The 21,224-nt window shown below is 31.8% G+C and carries 19 protein-coding genes and 1 pseudogene; 16 read left to right on the forward strand and 4 right to left on the reverse strand.

Annotation, left to right across the window (positions count from 1 at the left end; genetic code table 11):
• The 5 genes from CBR30_08790 to CBR30_08810 form a co-directional block, all read left to right on the forward strand.
• Window positions 1–200: hypothetical protein (locus tag CBR30_08790; GenBank protein PMQ00862.1), on the forward strand; the 200-nt coding region annotated here is incomplete at its 5' end.
• A 79-nt stretch (window positions 201–279) separates the two neighbouring features.
• Window positions 280–1,047 carry a hypothetical protein gene (locus CBR30_08795; GenBank protein ID PMQ00863.1) on the forward strand — a complete coding sequence of 256 codons (768 nt, stop codon included), beginning with the start codon at window positions 280–282 and terminating at the stop codon, window positions 1,045–1,047.
• A gap of 54 nt (window positions 1,048–1,101) precedes the next feature.
• Window positions 1,102–2,349 carry a sugar ABC transporter substrate-binding protein gene (locus CBR30_08800; GenBank protein PMQ00864.1) on the forward strand — a complete coding sequence of 416 codons (1,248 nt, stop codon included), beginning with the start codon at window positions 1,102–1,104 and terminating at the stop codon, window positions 2,347–2,349.
• Complete coding sequence (locus tag CBR30_08805; protein ID PMQ00865.1) at window positions 2,330–3,238, forward strand: sugar ABC transporter permease; 909 nt, start codon at window positions 2,330–2,332, stop codon at window positions 3,236–3,238. Before CBR30_08800 ends, CBR30_08805 begins: the two co-directional genes overlap by 20 nt.
• Window positions 3,239–3,303: 65 nt before the next feature.
• Window positions 3,304–4,056, forward strand: coding sequence for a sugar ABC transporter permease (locus CBR30_08810; protein PMQ00887.1), 753 nt, complete (start codon window positions 3,304–3,306; stop codon window positions 4,054–4,056).
• A 649-nt stretch (window positions 4,057–4,705) separates the two neighbouring features.
• Here the strand turns inward: CBR30_08810 and CBR30_08815 are convergent.
• Together CBR30_08815 and CBR30_08820 are read right to left on the reverse strand one after the other, a co-directional pair.
• On the reverse strand, window positions 4,706–5,923 hold the full coding sequence (locus tag CBR30_08815; GenBank protein PMQ00866.1) for a peptidase: 1,218 nt from the start codon (window positions 5,921–5,923) through the stop codon (window positions 4,706–4,708).
• Window positions 5,924–5,934: 11 nt separating this feature from the next.
• Window positions 5,935–6,783, reverse strand: a complete 849-nt coding sequence (locus tag CBR30_08820; protein PMQ00867.1) for a xylose isomerase — start codon at window positions 6,781–6,783, stop codon at window positions 5,935–5,937.
• Window positions 6,784–6,851: 68 nt separating this feature from the next.
• On the opposite strand from CBR30_08820, the gene CBR30_08825 reads away from it, so the two are divergent.
• From CBR30_08825 to CBR30_08855, 7 genes and pseudogenes are all read left to right on the forward strand, one after another.
• Entirely contained in the window at window positions 6,852–7,055 is a 204-nt protein-coding gene (locus tag CBR30_08825) for a hypothetical protein (protein PMQ00868.1), read from the forward strand.
• Complete coding sequence (locus CBR30_08830) at window positions 7,052–8,248, forward strand: IS481 family transposase (protein ID PMQ00869.1); 1,197 nt, start codon at window positions 7,052–7,054, stop codon at window positions 8,246–8,248. The genes CBR30_08825 and CBR30_08830 overlap by 4 nt, the downstream gene beginning before the upstream one ends.
• A gap of 389 nt (window positions 8,249–8,637) precedes the next feature.
• Window positions 8,638–10,182, forward strand: a complete 1,545-nt coding sequence (locus CBR30_08835) for an AAA family ATPase (protein ID PMQ00870.1) — start codon at window positions 8,638–8,640, stop codon at window positions 10,180–10,182.
• Between the two features lie 143 nt (window positions 10,183–10,325).
• On the forward strand, window positions 10,326–11,000 hold the full coding sequence (locus tag CBR30_08840; protein PMQ00871.1) for a DNA-binding response regulator: 675 nt from the start codon (window positions 10,326–10,328) through the stop codon (window positions 10,998–11,000).
• Window positions 10,945–11,963, forward strand: a pseudogene (locus tag CBR30_08845) (hypothetical protein). The gene CBR30_08840 and the pseudogene CBR30_08845 overlap by 56 nt, the downstream one beginning before the upstream one ends.
• Before the next feature lie 79 nt (window positions 11,964–12,042).
• Window positions 12,043–12,372, forward strand: a complete 330-nt coding sequence (locus CBR30_08850) for a hypothetical protein (protein PMQ00872.1) — start codon at window positions 12,043–12,045, stop codon at window positions 12,370–12,372.
• A 340-nt stretch (window positions 12,373–12,712) separates the two neighbouring features.
• Window positions 12,713–15,124, forward strand: coding sequence for a plasma-membrane proton-efflux P-type ATPase (locus CBR30_08855; protein ID PMQ00888.1), 2,412 nt, complete (start codon window positions 12,713–12,715; stop codon window positions 15,122–15,124).
• A gap of 15 nt (window positions 15,125–15,139) precedes the next feature.
• Here CBR30_08855 and CBR30_08860 read toward each other — a convergent pair whose 3' ends face one another.
• Window positions 15,140–15,514: a hypothetical protein gene (locus CBR30_08860; GenBank protein PMQ00873.1), complete on the reverse strand. Its 375-nt coding sequence runs from the start codon at window positions 15,512–15,514 to the stop codon at window positions 15,140–15,142.
• Complete coding sequence (locus CBR30_08865; GenBank protein ID PMQ00874.1) at window positions 15,438–16,088, reverse strand: hypothetical protein; 651 nt, start codon at window positions 16,086–16,088, stop codon at window positions 15,438–15,440. Before CBR30_08865 ends, CBR30_08860 begins: the two co-directional genes overlap by 77 nt.
• 204 nt (window positions 16,089–16,292) lie before the next feature.
• Here CBR30_08865 and CBR30_08870 point away from each other — a divergent pair, with 204 nt between their 5' ends.
• From CBR30_08870 to CBR30_08885, 4 genes are read left to right on the forward strand one after another with little or no spacing between them, the layout of a single operon-like run.
• Window positions 16,293–17,312, forward strand: coding sequence for a LacI family transcriptional regulator (locus CBR30_08870; protein ID PMQ00875.1), 1,020 nt, complete (start codon window positions 16,293–16,295; stop codon window positions 17,310–17,312).
• 58 nt (window positions 17,313–17,370) lie between these two features.
• Window positions 17,371–18,900 (forward strand): lipase, encoded by a 1,530-nt coding sequence (locus tag CBR30_08875; protein PMQ00889.1) that lies wholly within the window; start codon window positions 17,371–17,373, stop codon window positions 18,898–18,900.
• A complete protein-coding gene (locus CBR30_08880) occupies window positions 18,900–19,907 on the forward strand; it encodes a sugar ABC transporter permease (protein PMQ00890.1) in 1,008 nt (335 codons plus the stop codon). The genes CBR30_08875 and CBR30_08880 overlap by 1 nt, the downstream gene beginning before the upstream one ends.
• Window positions 19,897–20,862 (forward strand): sugar ABC transporter permease, encoded by a 966-nt coding sequence (locus tag CBR30_08885; protein PMQ00876.1) that lies wholly within the window; start codon window positions 19,897–19,899, stop codon window positions 20,860–20,862. Before CBR30_08880 ends, CBR30_08885 begins: the two co-directional genes overlap by 11 nt.
• The last annotated feature ends 362 nt before the right edge of the window (window positions 20,863–21,224 follow it).

Below are 21,224 nucleotides of genomic sequence, written 5' to 3' on the forward strand. Positions count from 1 at the left end.
TATTTATGGGAGCATTGTTAGTTATTTACTTAACATCAAAAATAGAGAAGGGAGAGCATAGAATAAAGTTATTAAAAGAGGAATTAAAGAGAGGAATAATAAGCTTCATAAATTTTGCCTTAAGAATAATTGAGATATTAAGATTGAGGTTAAAGATAAGCAAGAAAGGAAGAATTGTGCTTATGATTGGGGGTGATTAAAAATGATTACAGATCAGTCCAAATATTATAGTTGACAATTATGTAATTAACTGCTAAACTATAAATAATTGTTTGATGTATGACATCTAATAACTTATCGAGTAGATTGAATATGGGACGAAAGAAGGAAAAAATATTTAAAAAAGTACCTTCAATAGATGTTCAGATGTTCCTTCAAGAACAAATTAAAAATTATATCATTAATAAAAAATTTTCCCCCGGAGATAAACTTCCTAGTGAAGTGCAACTCTCTAAAGAATTTGGAGTGAGCAGAAGTACAATTAGGGAAGCTTTAAGAGCATTAGAAGGTGTTGGAATTTTAACATCTCAGCATGGTAGCGGCTGGTATGTTAATTCCTTTAATTTTGATGCTTTGGCTGGGAATTTAGCCTATAGTTTGCAGTTTGACACTAATAGTATTTTTGATTTGTTGCAAATTAGAGAGGTACTTGAACTTTCCTTTTTAGAGGAAGCTTTAGAATCTCTTAGAGAAAAGGATTTAGATGAGCTTGGAAATATTATAAATATTATGAAAAGTAAATTAGAACAAGGAAAACCTTTTATAAAAGAAGATATGATGTTTCATAGAATTCTTTTTAGAAGAATTAAAAATCAAATAGTGATTAAAATCTTAGATATTTTTTGGAAATTATTTGAACATTTAGATGAGCCCTTGTTATATTCAGCTAATCAGGATGCAGTGATTAATTACCATATGAGTATGTTAAACCATATTAAGAATAAGGATTATGAAAAGACAAAATCAATTTTAAAAGAACATTTTATTGATGTTTATGAAAGATTATTAAAATATAAAAATGATACTGAAAGGAGGTGTATATGTTAATTAATTTTTAGAAATTTCTTTACCATAGATTGAGAAATAGGGAGGTGTATTGTGATGTTTAAAAACTCAAGAGTATATATATTTTCAATTTTAATCTTAATTTTGATTCTTTTAGTTTCACCCATTCAAGGACAAAAAAAGACTATAATAAAATATTGGTTGTGGCTTGATGATCCTACAGATCCTATGTTTCCAGATTTAGTTAAGCAATTTAATTCCCAAAATCCAGATATTCAAGTAGAATATGAATTAATACCATTAGCTCAATATTATGATAAACTGGTAACCGCTGTAGGAGCTGGTACCGCGCCAGATTGTGCAAGATTTAAAGATTGGTGGTTAGGGGCTTTTGTTGATGCTGGAGCTTTAGAACCTTTAGATAATTATTTAAAGAATTGGAGTGGATATAAGGATGTAATAGCAAATCTTTGGAATACAGGAAAAATACATTCTAAAAGTCCTATTTATATGATGCCACACCAGTTTATTACTTTCTACTTATATTATAGAAAAGATTGGTTTAAAGAGAAAAATTTACCACCACCTACAGATTTAAATAAATTTTTAGATGCAGCAAAAAAATTAACTGACCCGTCAAAGAATCAATATGGTTTTGGTCTAAGAGGTGGTGCTGGAGGGCAAGATCAATGGTTAGCATTTATAGTAGCTCAAGGGGCAAGATTAGTAGACAAGAATGGTAAAGTTATTGCTGATTCCCCTGAAGCAATTTTAGCAAATCAATGGTACATAGATCTATATAGAGTTCATAAAGTTGCACCACCATCTGCACCTACTGATGCATATGCTCAGATTTTAGGGGCATTTCAAGCAGGAATTACTGCAATGATGGCGCATCATGTTGGTTCATCAGTTTTAGTTACTCAGAAATTGGGGGAAGATAAAGTAGGTGTCGTTCCTATGCCTTCAGCTGATCCTAAGAAACCAGCAACTATGATGACAATGAGTGGTAATGTGATATTCTCAGGTTCTAAAAATAAAGAAGCAGCCTTTAAATTCATTAGCTGGCTAACAGAGAAAGATCAGATGGATAAATGGTGTCGTTCACGTCAAGGACAATTACCTGTTTTAAAATCTGTTGCATCAATGCCATATTATAAGAATAATATATTTTTCAAGGTTTCTTTAGATCAAGCAAAATATGCAATAGCATGGCCTCCTCTGCCGGGAGTTGGATATATAAGTGCTCAATTATGGCAGAATTTAATGCAAAAGGCACTACTTGGAGAAATCACATCTAAGGAAATGATGGAGGAGATCGCTAATGCTCTTAGAAAAAAGTAATTTGATTTATAAATGGGAGAAAAGGGTTTTCCCTTTTCTCCTTCTTTTACCTGCATTAATACTCATTTTAGGAATTGTTGCTTATCCTGTTTTTAGAGCTATCTGGTTAAGTTTTCATAGTTATAATCCTTTAAAACCTTTTATTGTTGAATATGTGGGGTTTGACAATTATGTAAAAATTTTTAGAGATCAACTTTTTATAACTGCTTTGAAGAATTCTCTTATATGGACTATAGGAGTGGTTTTTTTTCAATTTTTAGGTGGGTTATTTGGGGCTCTTATTCTAAAACAAAATTTTAAAGGAAGATCTATTGTAAGAGGTTTATCTCTTATACCATGGGTTACTCCAAGTATTTTAATAGCCATTATGTGGATTTGGATGTTAGATGGTAATTATGGAATAATAAATGATGTTCTATTAAAATTAGGTATAATATCAAAATATATCCCCTGGTTGGCACAAAAAAATACTGCTCTTCCATCTGTTATGATAGCAGATATATGGAGAGGAATTCCCTTTTTTGCTGTTATGCTTTTGGCTGCTATGGATGCTATTCCTGAAGAACTTTATGAGGCTGCAAAAATTGATGGAGCAAGCTCATTTAAAATTTTTACTAATATAACTTGGCCTCTTATTCTTCCTACAGTGTTAATTACAACTATGCTTAGGATTATATGGACTGCTAATCACATGGATTTAATTCTTATAATGACAGATGGAGGGCCTGGTTCGAGTAGTTTAATACTACCATTGATGTCTTATCATATAGCATACAAACAGTTGAATTTTGGATATGCTTCTGCTATAGCTATACTACAAGGAATATTTCTTATAGTTATTATATCTTTCTATTTGAGACTGTTAAGAAAGGGAGGGAGTATATATTGAAGAAGGGAAAATTTTTAAAGTATTGTCTAATTTTTATATGGTTATTATTTATATTAGCTCCCTATATGTGGATGTTTATTACATCACTCAAATCTCCAGAAGAACTATATACTTTCCCTTTAAAATATTTTCCTTCTAAACCTACTTTCGAAGGATATAAATTACTTCTTCAAACTACACCATTTCTGATATACATGAAAAATAGTATTATTGTTGCTGTATTTACCGTGATTATTGCACTATTTGTAGCAATTCTTGCCTCTTATAGCTTTTCGAGATTTGAATTTAAAGGTAAAACACCACTTTCCTTTATTTTTTTAATTACTCAAATGTTTCCTGCTATTTTACTTGCAATCCCATTGTTTTTGGTTATGAGAAATATAGGAGTCCTAAATTCACCTTTTTCTTTAATATTAGCTCATAGTACCTTTGCTGTCCCTTTCTCAACTTGGATGATTACAGGATTTTTGAATTCTATTCCAAAAGAATTAGATGAGGCTGCTCAAATAGATGGGTGTAATAAATTAGGAGTTTTAAGATATGTGATTATACCTGTCGCTGCTCCTGGGCTAATTGCTGCTACTATTTATATATTCATTTATTCTTGGAATGAATTTTTATATGCCCTTACCTTTACTTCAGATATTAGGGCTAGAACTATTCCTGTAGGTTTGCATACCTTTATGGGAGAATATATTATAAGATGGGATTTGTTAACTGCTGGAGGTGTTATAACTGGTTTACCTGTAATTATAATTTTTATGTTTATTCAAAAATATCTAATTAAAGGTCTAACGGAGGGGGCAATAAAAGGATAATAAAATAATTAATTCAATGGGGAAGTATTTAATATTCCCCTTACTTTTAATTATGATTATGCATTCTAAGAGGAAATTTTTATAGTTTATTGATTATGATTCTTTTTTTTATTATCTACTTTTTCAATTTTAAGTTTTTTAAATAACATATTCTGATAAATTGATGAAATGTTACCACAATTAATATGCTAAATCGAATAAAAATTATTATAATTAAAATATGAAAAACTTAGTTTTTTATCTTGTAGGAATTTTTAAGATTAATTAATTGTTATCCTTACTGCAGGAAAAATACAAATAATTGAAATATACCACATTTTTTAAATTATTAGAACTTTCTGTTTTTTAACTACAAATCTTATACACAAAAGTTTTTTATCAAGTTTAATTTATTAAGAGTTTATATTGATTATGATATATTCTAAGCATTCTTTAATACAATAAAATAATTATTTGATATGGACATAGTTACCACCCTTGAGAAATATAGATAAATTCTTAGTAAACAAACCATAAAGAGATAGAAGGTCCTCTAAAAGTATCACTGGAAATTCTAAAACATGAGGATGAACCAAATTATCATTGACCTTAACTTTTCATAAGGTTTTTTGTATAAGGAATAACATTAACAGGCCTGAGGGGATAGTTTTTATCCCCTCAGAGCTAATATCCTTTCTTCAGGTGCTGGATGAGAATAATACCATGTTCTATAAAGGGGAAGAGGATTTAGATTTGATAAATTTTCTTTTACTAATCTTTTTAGAGCACTTATTAAAGGTTTAGGGGTTCCAAGAAGCTCCTTAGAAAATCTATCTGCCTCGTACTCAAATTTTCGGGATATAGCATTTATAATAGGAGAAATGAAATAGGCAATAGATGATACAAAAATAAAGGAATAAACAATAAGTGTAAAGTTTTTCTCTACTGAAAAGGCTTGAGAAATTAATGGAGACTTATAGAGAAAATATACAAAATAAATATAGGCAGTATAAAATAGGGAGCTTAAAATAATAATCTTAGGAATATGTTTTTTTACATTATGTCCCAATTCATGGGCAAGAACTGCCAAAATCTCCTCATGACTATAGCTCAATATGGTATCGAAAAGTACAACTCTTCTTGAATTCCCAATTCCTGTAAGATAGGCATTCACCCTCTTTGTTCTTCTTGATGCATCCATAACAAAAACCTTTGATATTTTAAAGTGAGCCTTTTCTAAAAGAGAAAGGATTTTCTCCTTTAACTCTTGGTCCTCCAATGGATAAAACTTATTGAATAAAGGAGCTATTATCATAGGATAAAGCCATGATATAAATATCTCAAAAACTATTACTACAAGGGCAAACTTCCACCACCAATTAGGATCTGTTTCTATAATCCAAAGTAGAAAAGAAAGCAAAGGTACGCCTAATATTATGGCTACTAATATAGACTTAATTATATCAGTAATAAAAGTTTTAGGAGTGGTAGTATTAAACCCGTATTTTTCTTCTATTACAAAGGTAGAGTATACATCAAATGGAATAGATATAATAAGATTTATTAATCCTAAGATGCCAAAGAACAAAAGACCTTGTAAAATATATGAACTAGTAAGGGAAGAAACAAGCTTTTCAAAATATGGATATCCCCAAATAATGAGCACAACAGACAAAATTATGTCCACAATATGAGATATTACTCCTAAATTTGTTCTATCTATCAAATATTTTTTGGACTTTTCAAAATCCTCTTCTGTTATTATATCTTTAAAAATTTCTGGAATCTTGGCATTAGGAGAAGTAGCATAGTTTTTATTCCACACATCAAGAACTAACTCCCATATTTCCTTTACCAAAAAGACAAAAAGAAAAATATAAAAAAACATATAGATACCTCCTACGAAATTTTTATAGCTTGAGAAAGAAGCTTAATACTTGCCAAAATTCCATCCTCATAGTTTGCTTTCCCTTCAAATTCTATAGATAAATATCCTTTATAACCTACATTTTTTAATATTCTCAAGATTCTTACATAGTCAGGATTTAAATTAAAGTCATAAAAAATGCCACCACCAAAATAGGTTTTTGCATGAACAAGTACTGTATAGGGTGCAAGCTTTTCCAATTGTTCATATGTGTCATCTAAAAAGTTTCCACAATCTAATGTTACCTTAAGCCATTCACTGTTTACCCCTTTTAATATATCTAATACCCCATCTGCAGAGTATGTAAGTCCCCAGTGGTTTTCTACAGCCAAGATAATACCATATTCCTTTGCAAATTCCACACATTCTCTAAATGCTTCTATATTCCATTCCATACCCTCTTCATAGGTATATCCCTCTAATGCAGGTTCTTTCCCTCTTTTAGCCATAAGTTCTGTGAAACTTTTTATGGTTCCCCATCTTCCTCCAAAAATCCTAACTATTGGTGCACCTAATTTATATCCCACTTTTATTAATTCTTTTACTTTTTCTACCTCTTTTTTCCTTTCTTCTTTATCGGGCTTAACAAAATTATTATGAATGGAAAAAGCATAAATATCTAAAGAATGCTCTACACAAAGTCTTTTAATTCTGTTAACATAATCATCCTCAAAAGATTCCATTTGTACTGCTAAAATTTCAAGTCCATCTAATCCATATTTATAGGACAAGGATATCATATCTTCTAATTTTAGAGATTTCTCCTCAGGATTTCCATAATCAAACCTTTTAAAAGAGTAAGTAGAACTTCCTATTCTCATTCTTTTTCCTCCCAAACTTAATTATTAAAAATTATACAACCCCTAAAAAGGGGGGAGCAAGTTTCTTCTTGCCCCCGCCGGCAAATAGGTATGGACATAGGTACCAGTATAGTAATAATAGTAGTAATGAGGTAGAGGAGAAAGGAATGGAGAAAGATAAAAAGATAGAAAGAATTGAGGCTGCACTCCTTCTTCTTGGTATAATTAAGAAATTAAGGCTCCCTTTCTTTAGAAAACTTAATCCTTTCCAAGAAGGAGGGTGCAGCCTATGATCTTATCTTACCATGAACTTAGAAAAATTGCACCTGAGAAAGCAAGAGAAATTGTGAGAAAAGTATATATCGAAAATAATTGTAATGTCTCTAAAACTGCTAAAATACTTAATACCTCAAGAAAAACTGTTAGAAGAGCAATTAATGGTCCCCTCTCTGATATATCAAGAAGACCTAAATCCTCCCCTAAGAAAACTCCTCCTCATGTGGAAGAACTTGTCCTTAATACTGCTAAAGAAACTGGCTTCTCCTATAGAAGACTTATGGCTTTCATACAAAGGAAATATTCCATCCCTATCAAAGAAAACACCATCAAGGCTATCCTTAAGAGAAATAACTTCAAAAAGGAAAAGAGAAAAAGGAAAAAGTCAGGAAGACACCTCTATGATTATGAAAAACTTTCACCTTTTGAAGAACTTCAACTTGATACTAAATATCTTTTAGATAAAAGTTCTCTCCCTCATCATGTTTATGAGCACATGAGAAAATATTGTTTACCAAAATATGAGTGGAACATAATTGATGCAAAGACAAGAATAAGGTTTACTGCATATTCTTATGAGCGTAACTCTACTTTTGGTTTTTCCTTTATCCTTTTTGTTGTTCTATGGTTGAGAGCTCATAATGTTAGGCATAAAATAAATATCAGATTGGATAATGGAGAGGAATTTTGTTCGGGGAGTGAGAGAAAGTTGAGAGAATGGAATGAGCTATTGAGTTTTCTGAATGTGGAGTTAAAGCCAATTCCTCCTGGAGCAAAACACTTAATGGGGATAATAGAGAATTCTCATAGGCAGGATGATGAATATTTCTTAGGAATACATGCAGAGAGATGCAGAAATGAGGCAGAATTTTTAATGAAAGCACAGAGATGGCAAGACACATGGAACATAGCAAAACCAAGTTTTGGGATAGGAATGGAAGGAAAAACACCCTATGAAAAGTTAAGATCAACGATGTTTTTGGTTCATCCTCATGTTTTAGAATTTCCAGTGATACTTTTAGAGGACCTTCTATCCCTTTATGGTTTGTTTACTAAGAATTTATCTATATTTCTAAAGGGTGGTAACTATGTCCATACCAAGTGCCCTTCTTGCCCCCGCCTCTTTATCTTAAGTCATATTTTATCGGGGATAAGGTCCTGTATTTCCATTCTCGTCAAGCTTTATTACATATACATCAGCATCTCCTAAATTTAAGGAAAACATATATCAAGCTACCACATAACCACCATCTTTTGTTTGTTGAATAGAGTTAGCCACATCACTAAATTCTCCGCCATGGGTACTTTGCTAAATATTTAGATAATCCTCATTCTGAAACTTTGAAGTGTCCCAAGTATATTCAAATTGTTAACCGCACTTGGTATAGACATGATTGTCACCTGAAGGAATATAGACAAGTTTTTAGTAAACAAACCATAAAGAGAAAGAAGGCTTTTTATATGATTACTACTATTGTTACTGTACTGGTACCTATGTCCATACCTATTTGCCCCGATAGATGAAGTTTTTTTTGAAGAAGTTGTAGAAAGAATATAATATAATATAATAGAAAACTTTCTAAGGATATTAATAAAAATATGATTGATATTGAATTTAATGAGCAGTTTAAAAAAGCTTTAGATTTAATGGAAAATACAAATAAAAATGTCTTTATAACAGGAAAGGCAGGAACAGGAAAGTCTACCCTTTTAAATTACTTTCGGTCTATTACAAAGAAAAATATTGTAGTTTTGGCTCCTACAGGGGTTTCTGCCCTAAATGTTAATGGAGAGACCATTCACTCTTTTTTTGGATTTAAGCCCAATGTAACTTTGCAGAGTATAAGAAAGCTTAAAGATAAAGAGGCAAAAATTTACAAAGAGATAGATACTATTGTTATTGATGAGATCTCTATGGTGAGGGCAGATCTTTTGGATTGTGTAGATTACTTTTTGAGATTAAATGGAAAAAGTAAGAGTAAGCCCTTTGGTGGAATCCAAATGATCTTTATTGGAGATCTATATCAGCTTCCTCCTGTGGTTACATCAAAGGAAAAAGAACTTTTTACAAAAAGATATAAAAGTCAATATTTTTTTGATTCTGATGTATTTAAAGATCTCCCTGTAGAATTCATTGAATTGGAGAAGGTTTATAGGCAAAGAGATGAGAAATTTATAAATCTTCTTAACGAAATTAGAAACAACACCATAATTGAGGAAAGCCTAAAATTATTGAATAGCAGAGTAAGAGAAAATTTTGAAGATTCTGATTATACTGTTTATCTTACTCCTTTAAATGAAACTGCAAATAAAATAAACATGGAAAAGCTAAATTCCTTAAAGGGGAAATTATATGAGTGGAATGCATATATAGAAGGAGAGTTTGATGAGAATTCCTACCCTACTGATGCAATTCTTTATTTGAAAAAGGGAGCCCAAGTAATGATGCTAAATAATGATAGTAAAGGAAGATGGGTGAATGGAAGTATTGGGAAAGTTGTGGATATAAAAAGGTCAAAAAATTATGAATTTGATATAATAAAGGTCCAATTTCCCGATAATAGGGTTGAAGAGGTATATCCCTTTACTTGGGAAATATTTCACTATAGATACAATGATGATATAAAGATGATTGAGACAGAGGTTGTGGGATCCTTTACCCAATATCCTTTAAGGCTTGCCTGGGCAGTTACCATTCATAAAAGTCAAGGAAAAACCTTTGATAAAGTAGTTATTGATCTTGAGAGGGGAGTTTTTGCTCCAGGTCAACTATATGTTGCCCTTAGTAGGTGCACCTCTTTTGAAGGAATTATCCTTAAAAAACCTGTAAAGAAAAGCTATATTCTCTTGGACAAAAGAATTGTAAATTTTCTAACAAATTTTCAGTATAAACTTTCGGAAAGAGATATTCCCTTAGAAGAAAAGATAAAGATAATTGAGAAGGCAATAAAAGAGAATAAGCTTTTATCCATTACATATTTAAAGCCTAATGATGAAAAATCAAGAAGAATTATTAAGCCATATGAAATAGGAGAATTTGAATATAATAAGAAGAAATTTTTAGGTGTTTCTGCCTATTGCCATGAGAGGAAGGAAGATAGAGTTTTTAGAATAGATAGGATATTGGAAATAGATATTGTATAATTCTCTCTACCATTGGAATACGGAAGGGAGATGGTAGAGGTCCGCAAAATAACATAGTATCCACATTAGGCGAATAATCTTTTTTCTGGATTTTCAAATAAAACTTCATTTTTTCTTCATTTTTGATATAGTATAATAATAACATGCGTATTCTGATTGTGGAAGATGAAAAGAAATTGGCATTAGCAATTAAAAAGGGTTTAGAAAGAGAAGGGTTTGCAGTAGACTGTGCTTTTGATGGGGAAGAAGCCCAATATTTTATAGAGACAGGTTCCGAAGACTATGATTTAGTAATCCTTGATATAATGCTTCCCAAAAAAGATGGAATTGCTATCTGTAAGGAAGTTAGAAAGAAAGGCATTACTACCCCTATCTTAATGCTTACAGCCAAAGATAAGATTGAGGATAAGGTCTTAGGATTAGACAGTGGTGCAGATGACTATCTTGTTAAACCCTTCGCTTTCGATGAATTGCTTGCCAGAATAAGGGCTCTTTTACGTAGACCCAAACAGTTAGTCCCAGAAATATTGAAGGTAGGCGACTTAACCCTTGATACATCATCAAGAAGAGTGTTCAAAGGAGATAAAGAAATCTTTCTTACAAGTAAAGAATTTGCTATTTTGGAGTATCTTATGAGGAATGTGAATAAAATTGTAAGTAGAGAACAGATATTAGCACACGTATGGGATTATGATTCTGAATCTTTTAGTAATGTAGTAGACGTTCACATTAAAAATTTAAGGAAGAAAATAGATACAGAGAATGGGAATAAAATTCTCCAGACAATTAGAGGAATGGGTTACAGGCTTAAAGGCTAATATTTTTGAACGTGCCAGGCTTAAGCTTACTCTTTTTTATTTGGTAATAACAATATTAATTCTTTTTTCTTTTAGTATTGCCTTATACTATAATTATTCAAGAACAATAGGAGAAGACATAGAAGGTAACTTCACTGATGAGGAACAGCACTTCATTATAGAAAAAATTTAACTCGCCTTAAAATAACTCTTATAACTATAAATGGTTCAGCAATCTTGGTAATTGGGATAATAAGCTTCATACTCTCCGGAATTACATTGAGACCTATTAAGGAAACTTTAGAAAGAGAAATGCGTTTTACCTCAGATGCTGCTCACGAACTTCGTACACCCTTAGCTATTATGAAAACAGAATTGGAAGTGGCATTGAGGGAGCCAGAACTTAGTAAGGATGAAATTAGTACCTTAATTAGAAGTAACTTAGAAGAAGTAGAAAGAATGTCGAAAATGGTAGAAGAACTGCTTACTCTCTCTCATATGGATTCTAAGAAAAATAAGATTAATCTTTCAAGGGTTCTGTTCTCACAATTAGTAGAAAGAAGTGTTGAAAGAATGATGCCTTATGCTAAAAAGAAAAATATTAACCTAAAAACTTATATATCCCCAAATACGGTAATATTAGGAGATGAAGAAAAACTTCAACAGCTTGTCTTTAATCTTTTAAAGAACGCTATTGATTACAATAAAGAAAATGGAGAAGTCAAGATTGAGGTAAATCAATCATCTAAAACTGTTTCCCTTATAGTCTCTGATACAGGAATTGGCATTCCCCCTGAGGATCTGCCACATGTCTTTGAGAGATTTTATCGAGTTGATAAATCTAGGTCTCATAAAATTGGTGGAAGTGGATTAGGGCTCTCTATAGTTAAAGCTATTGTTGATGCTCATCATGGAGAGATAAAAATAAAAAGTACCCTTAATAAGGGGACTATAGTAGAGGTTCAATTCCCTAAATCAAATTAATCTTTTTAACTTCATATTAAATTCATCTTTGCCCTCTATAATATGCCTGTAAATTGATAGAGAAAGGAGGTGAAAGATGATGAAGCGTATAGTTTTATTTGTAGCAATAGGGTTGCTCGCAGTAGGTTTATTAGGAGGAATCTCCTATGGTAAAGACATTTTTGTGAGTAAGAATTCAGTAGCTTCAACTTCTACTGCAACTCAATTTGTAGATGACAAGACTTCACAAGGCCAGCAAAATAGCATAGAAGAAGAAAAGAATGACGAAGCTAAAGAAGCAATAGAAAAAGAGGAAGCAAATGAACCACAAGAATTATCTAAGGAAGAAGAAAGCGAGAACCTTCCCAATGGTGGACACTCTGACCCAGAGGGCACCGATGTAGATCATCAATTTGAAGGAGTAGAGTAGTTCTAAAACTTTATAGAGGGTCTCCGTAAATGGAGACCCTCTATAACCCTTTTAAACATAGTTACCCCTTTTAAAATATATAAGTTTTTTGGTAAACAAGCCATAAAGAGAAAGAAGGACTTTTTTTACATCATTACCACTATTTACTATAATAGCAACTATGTCCCTACCTATTTACCAAGTAAAAATAAGAATCTCTTGCAATTTTTTTCAAAATAGATATAATATTTTCATAAAAAGTTTATTTTTGTTTTAGTTTGCGTTTTTTATAGCATTCTTAACACAGGATGTTATAAAGAATTTTGGTTTGATCCTTAAACTAAATAAAAGCTCTTTCAAAATGGAAGACAGGGTTGACTTTGAGAAATTAAGTATTGATGAAGTTGTTACATATCTAAAAACGGATTTAAAAAATGGTCTAACAAAAGAAGAAGTAGAAAAAAGGATTAAGATTTACGGCTACAATGAGGTTGTAGAAGTAAAGAAAAACCCGTTTTTAAAGCTTGCCCAAAAATTTTGGGGATTAACTGCTTGGATGCTTGAAGCTGTAATAATTTTGTCCTTTATTCTTAAAAAGTACTTAGATATGTATATCGTTTTTGGTCTTCTTGTTTTTAACGCTATTATTGGGTTTTTCCAAGAACAAAAAGCAGAAAATGCAGTTGAGACACTTAAAGAGAAGTTACAGATAAATGCGAAAGTTTTAAGAGATGGAACTTGGCAAATTATTAAGGCAAAAGAACTTGTACCTGGAGATATTATTAGGTTAAGGGCAGGTGATTTTGTTCCTGCTGACTCAAAAATTATAGAAGGAGAAGTAGAGGTTGACCAATCTGCATTAACTGGCGAATCTTTAACGGTTAGTAAGAAGGTATCAGATTTAATCTATTCAGGATCAATTATTAAATCCCTTGAATGTACTGCAGTAGTTGTGTTAACTGGTGTTAAAACTTACTTTGGAAAAACAACGGAACTTGTACAAATTGCAAGGCCTAAACTGCATGCAGAAAAAGTTACATCAAAAGTTGTGCAAGGGCTTCTTTTAATTGTTGGTGTTGCACTTTTAATTACTTTTATTGTATCTTATTTTATTGGTATTAATCTTATTGAAGTTCTTTCTTTGGCGCTTGTTCTTCTTGCATCTTCTATACCTGTTGCTTTACCTGCGATGTTTACAATAAGTATGGCTTTTGGATCAATGGAACTTGTTAAAAAGGGAGTTTTGGTGACAAGGTTAAATGCAGTTGAAGATGCTGCAACTATGGATGCACTTTGTTTTGATAAAACTGGGACAATTACCGAGAATAAGTTAACTGTTACTGAAGTCATTCCATTGGAAGGTTTTTCGGAAAATGATGTTTTACTCTATGGTGCTTTAGCTTCACAAGAGGCAAATCAAGATCCCATAGATTTAGCAATTTTAAAAGCAGCGAAAGAAAGAAATATTTCTTTTGAGGGTTTTATTCAAAAGAGTTTTTATCCTTTCGACCCAAAAACAAGAAGAACTGAAGCAATAATTGTAAAAGAGGGAAAGACATTCAAAGTAACTAAAGGTGCATTAAATATAATTCTTCAAATAACAAAAGAAGTAAATGATTATTTAGTTAATAAAGAGGAGAATTTTGCAAAGAGAGGGTATAGAACATTAGCGGTTGCAGTAGGAAATAATAGTGAGGACTTTAAAATAGTTGGATTAGTTGCTCTGTATGACATGCCAAGAAAAGACTCAAAAGAACTTATTCAGGAGCTTAAGAATCTCCACATTTCCCTAAAAATGTTAACGGGAGATGCAATGCCCATTGCAAAAGAGATTGCAGAAGAAGTTGGAATCGATAGTTTAGTTTATAATGCAAATGCTTTAAGAGAAGTTTTGCAAGAAGACCCCAAAAAAGCTCTTGATATAATTGAAAAAAGTAGTGTATTTGCAGAGGTTTACCCTCAAGACAAGTTCTATATAGTAAAAGGCTTGCAAGAAAAAGGACATATTGTTGGAATGACTGGCGATGGAATAAATGATGCTCCATCATTAAAACAAGCAGAAGTAGGGATTGCAGTAAGCAATGCTACAGATGTTGCAAAAAGCGCTTCAAGCGTCGTCCTAACTGAAGAAGGTTTGTCAAACATTGTAGATTTAATTAAAGTAGGAAGAATGATCTATCAAAGACTTTTAACCTGGATTTTTAATAAAGTAATAAAAACTTTTCAAATAGTTGTTTTTGTTGTTGTGGCGTTTTTGTTACTTAAAAAATTTATAGTATCTGCATTTGATGTTATTTTATTAATGTTTGTTATAGATTTTGTAACCCTTTCTATTTCAACAGACAATGTCAGATGGTCGAAAAAACCTGATAGATGGAATGTAAGAAGCATTATACAAACATCAGCAATACTTGGAGTTTTAGTAGTTGTTGAATCTCTTATCATTCTATTCATAGGGTTAAAAAAATTTGGTTTAGAAAATGACTTAAATTCTTTGCAAACTTATTCTTTTGCAATACTCTTTTATTTTGGTATATTTACGCTATTTGTAGTAAGAGATAGAAAACATTTCTGGAATTCAATCCCTAGTAAGCCTCTTTTAATTACAGTTATTCTTGATTTTATTTTTGTTACAATTTTGGTGAGTTTTGGAATTCCACAGCTAAAACCAATCCCTTTAATTTATACAGTTGTAGTAATTTTGCTTTCTTCAATATTTTCTTTTGTTATAAACGATAATATAAAATATTTATTGTTAAGAAAGATGGAATAACTTCAAGTTTGATTGTTAGTTATATTTATGGAAGGGCTGCGGAATAACATGGTATCCCCTTAGAGAAGATTCTAATCTTTTTGAAAATAATTCGTCAAGAATCACAGGAGGAAAGTTAATTATAGATGGAGGAATTTCAGGATTTCTTTCCCTAATAATCTCCCAAGGAGTCTTGTTTTCTTTGTAGCTATTCTTCCTGATAGCATTAAACCAAAGAATATATGTATGTGCTTTTGAAAGTAACTCGGAAGGAGAATTAAATCTCTCCAGCTCATAAAACTCAACTTCTATTAGATTATGGACTGTTTCTACATCAGATTGGTATGTATGAGCAGAAGGTGGAATATTGATGTTGAATAAGAAGTTCTGCAAAAAGAGAAGAATAAGCAATGGAGAGTTCATAAGAGTAGGCAATAAATTGTAATCCACTCACTACATCTCGTGCTGTATATTGATACTTAGGGAGATAATTTTTGAACATCTGACAGAAATACCCTAGGATATCATCCAAATATTTTGTATCAACCTCTATCTGAGAGAAAAGAGGCCAATTCTTCTTTATCTCTCTTAAGTTTCTCTTTGTTTTGTGTTTTCTTCTTCTCTTCTTTAATAGACCATTCTCTTTCCAAATTTTTCTAAGAGCCTTTTCAGAGAGAGAAAGAGCAAAATCTCTTTTTAACCTTTTTGCTCCAAAAGAAGGGAATTCTTTTTTAAGTTTAATAGCTAAATCTTTTTGTTCTTGAGTGATATACCTTTTAGGATTTTTAGGAGCCTTACTTTGGTCAATAAGACCAGAGATACCTTTTTCTTTCCATCTATTCAGCCATTTTCTAACTGTTTTAGGGGTAGTATTAAAAGCCTTAGCAGTAGGTTTGATACCTTTTTCTAAGGCATACTGAACCATTTGATATCTTAGAGCTTTTTTATCAAAAGATATTCTCATTATGGTATAATAATTCCACATGGCACCTGGACACCTCTATCTTTATGGTATTTTGAATAAGAATACCATAAAAACATCCAGGTGCCATGTTCTTTTTTCACTCCTACTCTAATAACTTTAATATCCATTAGGGGGATACCATCTCCCTTCCGTGTTCCAGATTGTTTTTATTTTTCATTTTTGATATAATTTAATCGAAATTCAATTTAAATAGGAGGCGAAAGCATGAGTAAAAAGTTGATCCTCTTAATCTTAGTCTCCCTAATTCTATCCCTCTTCATATTCCCAACCAACGCTCAAGCTCAAAAAGAAGTTGTTGTAGTTGTAAAAATTGCAGGTATCCCATGGTTTAACCGTATGGCAGAAGGTGTACAACAAGCTGGAAAAGAGCTCGGAATAAAAGCCTCACTAATAGGCCCCTCTACTGCGGATGCTGCACCACAGGTATCAATGGTTGAGGATTTAATTACTAGAGGTGTCGACGCTATTTGCGTGGTACCAACAGATGCAAAAGCACTAAAACCTACCTTCAAGAAAGCAAGGAGTAAAGGTATTGTTATTCTAACTCATGAATCACCTTTCGAAGTGGAAGATGTAGATTACGATATAGAGACAATAGATAGTGTTGCTTACGGAAAGATGGCAATTAATGAAATAGTATTAAATCTTTCCAAACATTCTGGTGGAGTAAAATATACTGCTGATAATCCTGCAGGTTTCGTCATGTTTGTAGGAGGATTAACAGTCCCATTACATAACTTCTGGGCAGATGTAGCTTTGAACTATGTAAAAGAGAGTGTACCTTTCTTAAAAGAACTTACTCCAAGATTACCTGTCGCAGAAAGTGTGGAAGATTCCAGAAAAGCTGCATTAGATTTAATTAGAACATATGGGAATAAATTGAAGGCTATAATTGGATGGGGCAGTTTAGGACCCCTTGGCGCAGCAAGGGCTGTAAGAGAGTTAGGTATGCAACATAAAGTAATTGTAGGAGGAAGTGCTATTCCATCGACTGCAGTTGATTATTTGAGAGATGGATCTATGGATTGGGCTCAGCTTTGGGATCCTAAGGAGGCAGGTTACATGATGGTATATATTGCAAAATTAATGATGGATAAAAAACAAATTGTTTCTGGATTAGAAATTCCAAATTTAGGTCCTATCAAGGTAGATGGAAAGGTTATTAGTGTAAATAGAATTAAATTAATGAGAACAGCTACTGATGCTAAGAAGTTAGGATTCTAAGTGTATAGTTTATAATTATCTAATACTTTTGGGATGGGGGTTCTCCCCATCCCAATTAATTCCAGGAGGAGATAAAGTGAATGAAACTTTTTTGGAAGTAAAAAATATAAATAAGAGCTACGGTGGAGTTATTGCTCTTTCCAATGTAGATCTTGATATTAAAAAAGGTGAGATCCACTGCTTAGTAGGAGAAAATGGCTCTGGAAAAAGTACGCTTGTAAAAATTATTACTGGTGTGGTAGAACCTGAATTAGGCGGGGAAATAATTATTGAAGGAGTAAAATTTTCTAAGCTTACACCTCTTGAAGCATTTAAAAGAGGTATTCAAGTAGTTCATCAAGATTTCTCTCTTTTTCCTAACTTATCAGTAGCAGAAAATATATCAATAGCTCAATATATAAAACACTCGAAGGTTATTCATTGGAATAGAATGAAAAAAATTGCAAAAGAGACTCTGGATAAATTAGAAATAAATCTTCCCATAGATGCCCTTGTAGGCTCATTGCCAATTGCTGAACAACAGTTAATTGCTATTTGTAGAGCTTTAGCCAGTGAAGCCAAATTAATCATAATGGACGAACCTACTTCTTCTTTAACAAGAGAGGAAGTAATACATTTATTCAACATCTTAAGAACTTTGAAAGAAAAGGGAATTTCTATTTTATTTATTAGTCATAAATTAGATGAAATTTTGGAAATTGGAGAAAGAATTACAATATTAAGAGATGGAAAGAAAATAGCTACGATAAATATAAATGAGGCTAGTAAACAGAAATTAACATATCTGATGACAGGGAAAGAAATCTTTTATCAAAAATATTTTTATAAACCTAATAATAAAGAAATTGTATTAGAAGTTAAAAATTTGTCTAAAAAGGGACAATATAAGAATATCAGTTTTAAACTTTATAAAGGGGAAGTATTAGGAATAGTAGGTCCATTAGGCTCAGGAAAAACCGAACTTGCCCTTTCTCTTTTTGGTATGAATCCTCCTAACAGTGGAGAGATTTACATAAAGGGGAAATTTGTAGAGTTAAAGTCAAACATAGACGCAATAAATCAAGGAATAGGATATATTCCTGAGGATAGACTAAATCAGGGATTAGTTTTAAACCAATCCATAGAAAACAATATTTCTATTACTATTCTAAAGAAACTATTAAATCGCCTTAAATTGATAGACTCTTTAAGAAAAAAGGAAATAACAAAAGAAGCTATAAGGAAATTCAATATTAAAACCCCATCAATCAAAATTCCAGTTAAAAATCTTTCCGGAGGAAATCAACAAAAAGTTGTTATTGCTAAGTGGTTCTTGATTCAGCCTCAAATTCTTATTATGGATAGCCCTACCATAGGAATAGATGTCTTAGCTAAGAATAGTATTTATGAAACTATTAGGGAACTAGCTTCTCATGGTGTTAGTATAATACTTATTTCTGAAGAGATTCCAGAGGTTCTTAATAACTGTAATCGTATTTTAGTTATGAGAAAAGGGAAGATTATGGGAGAATTTTTGAGTGAAAAGATGACTGAAGAAGAGTTATATCAAAAAGTCTGGAGTAAGGAAATAGAGGTAAGTATATCATGATGAAAATTTCTAATTTAAAATTTTTAAATAGACAGGAGTTTTATATACTTTTAGTCCTTATTATTTTATCTTTGATTTTAGCATTGGTAAATCCTACTTTTTTAACTCTTGACAATATTTTTGATTTATTGAGAAATAATGCCTTTTTAGGAATTTTAGCCCTTGGTGAATTAGTAGTTTTAATATCAGGAGGTATAGATGTTTCTTTTACTGCAATCACTACTGTAGCTCAATATATAATGGGGTTAATTATTACTAGTTATTACGTGAATAATATCTTTCTTACTTTTTTAATCCCTATTCCTATAGGAGTAATTTTGGGTTTAATTAATGCAGTTTTAATTTATATAACCAAGGTCCATCCTGTGATTATTACAATAGCTACATTGAATATTTTTTATGGACTTTTAATATTTTTTACGGGTGGAAAATGGATGTACTCCTTCCCCCCATCTTTCACAGATTTTGCTTATGTAAAGGTATTCCAAATCGCAACTCCATATAGTGTTACAGGACTTTCTATTTTTACTCTTTTCTGGATAATTCTTGCTATATTCACATGGTTTATTCTGAAATATCTTCCTATTGGTAGAAAGATCTATGCTATAGGAGGAAATTTGGAGGCTGCAAGAAGAGTAGGATTTAACATATTTCGCATTCAGCTTTTTGTTTACGGATATATGGGATTTTTATCAGGAATTGCTGCTTTTGTACATGCTCAATTAGGACAAATCATTCAGCCAAACGCAATAGTAGGGCAAGAATTAGATGTTATTGCAGCAGTAATATTAGGAGGAGCAAGTATATCAGGAGGTGTAGGAAGCGTTCTGGGAACAATATTAGGAGTTTTATTATTTGCAGTTATTAAAAACGGTCTTATTCTTATGAAACTGCCCTCCTATTGGCATCAGGTAGTTGTAGGATTAATTATAGCTATAGCTGCGAGTTTTGCTACTTATCAATCTAAACTTAGAGGGAAGAGGATGGTGAAGATTGATGTTGAATAGTAAGCTTTCTCAACTTTATACAAGGAATCTTGAAATTGTTATCTTAACATTGATTTTGTCATTTCTTTTGGTTTCTATGACCCTTCTTACTGGAGGAAAATTTTTAAAACTTAATAGTTTGGAAGCAATGGCATTTCAAATGCCCCTTTTGGGCTTACTTACTTTAGCTCAATTAATTCCCATGTTAACAGGAGGTATTGATCTTTCGATAATATCTACAGCAAACTTATCAGGAATAATTACTGCTCTTATTCTAACTAATATAAAAGCTTGGTATAACGTCCCCTTAGCAATTCTTTTAGGACTTTTTTCTGCTCTTCTTGTTGGAATCTTTAATGGTTTTATTATATCTTTTATTGAAGTTCCACCAATAATTGGTACTCTTGGAAGTATGATCCTTATAAAGGGAATTTCTCTTGCAATAACTAAAGGCTATGTTATATCAGGATTTCCAGATAGTTTTCTTTTTATTGGCAATGGTTATATTTTAGGGGTTCCTGTTTCTTTCATTATTTTTATTCTTTTTTCTTTGCTTATGGCTCTTATATTATATAAAACTTCTTTTGGAATTTGTATCTATATGTTAGGATCAAACCCATTGGCAACTTTATTTTCTGGAATTAATAATAAGTCACTTCTATTTAAAAGTTATTTAATTTCTTCCTTTCTTTCTGGAGTTGCTTCTTTAGTTATGATTTCTCGCTTTAATGCAGCCCAAGCAGATTATGGAGGGTCTTTTCTTCTCCTTACAGTATTAATTTGTGTTTTGGGGGGGGTAAGCCCTTCAGGTGGTTTTGGAAGGGTTTTAGGAGTGTTTATTGCGGTAACTATACTTCAAATAGTTGGAACAGGATTTAATTTGTTAGGTCTCTCCTCTCATTTAAGTAATGCATTGTGGGGTATAATATTGATATTAGTCATTATTTTAAACCGTTTTTACTCCAAAACTCGATAAAATTTATGACTACACTTCTCACCTCCTAAGGTTGGATTGTTAGATATCTAACCTAAGTCTAACCTTAGGAGGTTTTTCTTTTCAAAAAATGATTACAGATCAGATTACAAAATATGCTTGATAAATTAGGTATAGACATATTTAACACCTAAATACTCTAACAAGAAGTCATACATATTTTTGAAGTGTGGCAACTGCCTCTATACCAAGTTTCTAATTTCATGTTAAAATTAACAAGGGATACCTATACAAAGAAGGGGGAATTAATGAGGATAAGCGCTTGTATAATCACTAAAAATGGAGGGGCTTCTTTAAATCCGGTGTATAAAAAAGTGTAAAACCCTTTGTAGATGAAATTGTAG

Origin of the sequence: Dictyoglomus sp. NZ13-RE01 (assembly GCA_002878375.1) — a bacterium.
Lineage (GTDB): Bacteria > Dictyoglomota > Dictyoglomia > Dictyoglomales > Dictyoglomaceae > NZ13-RE01.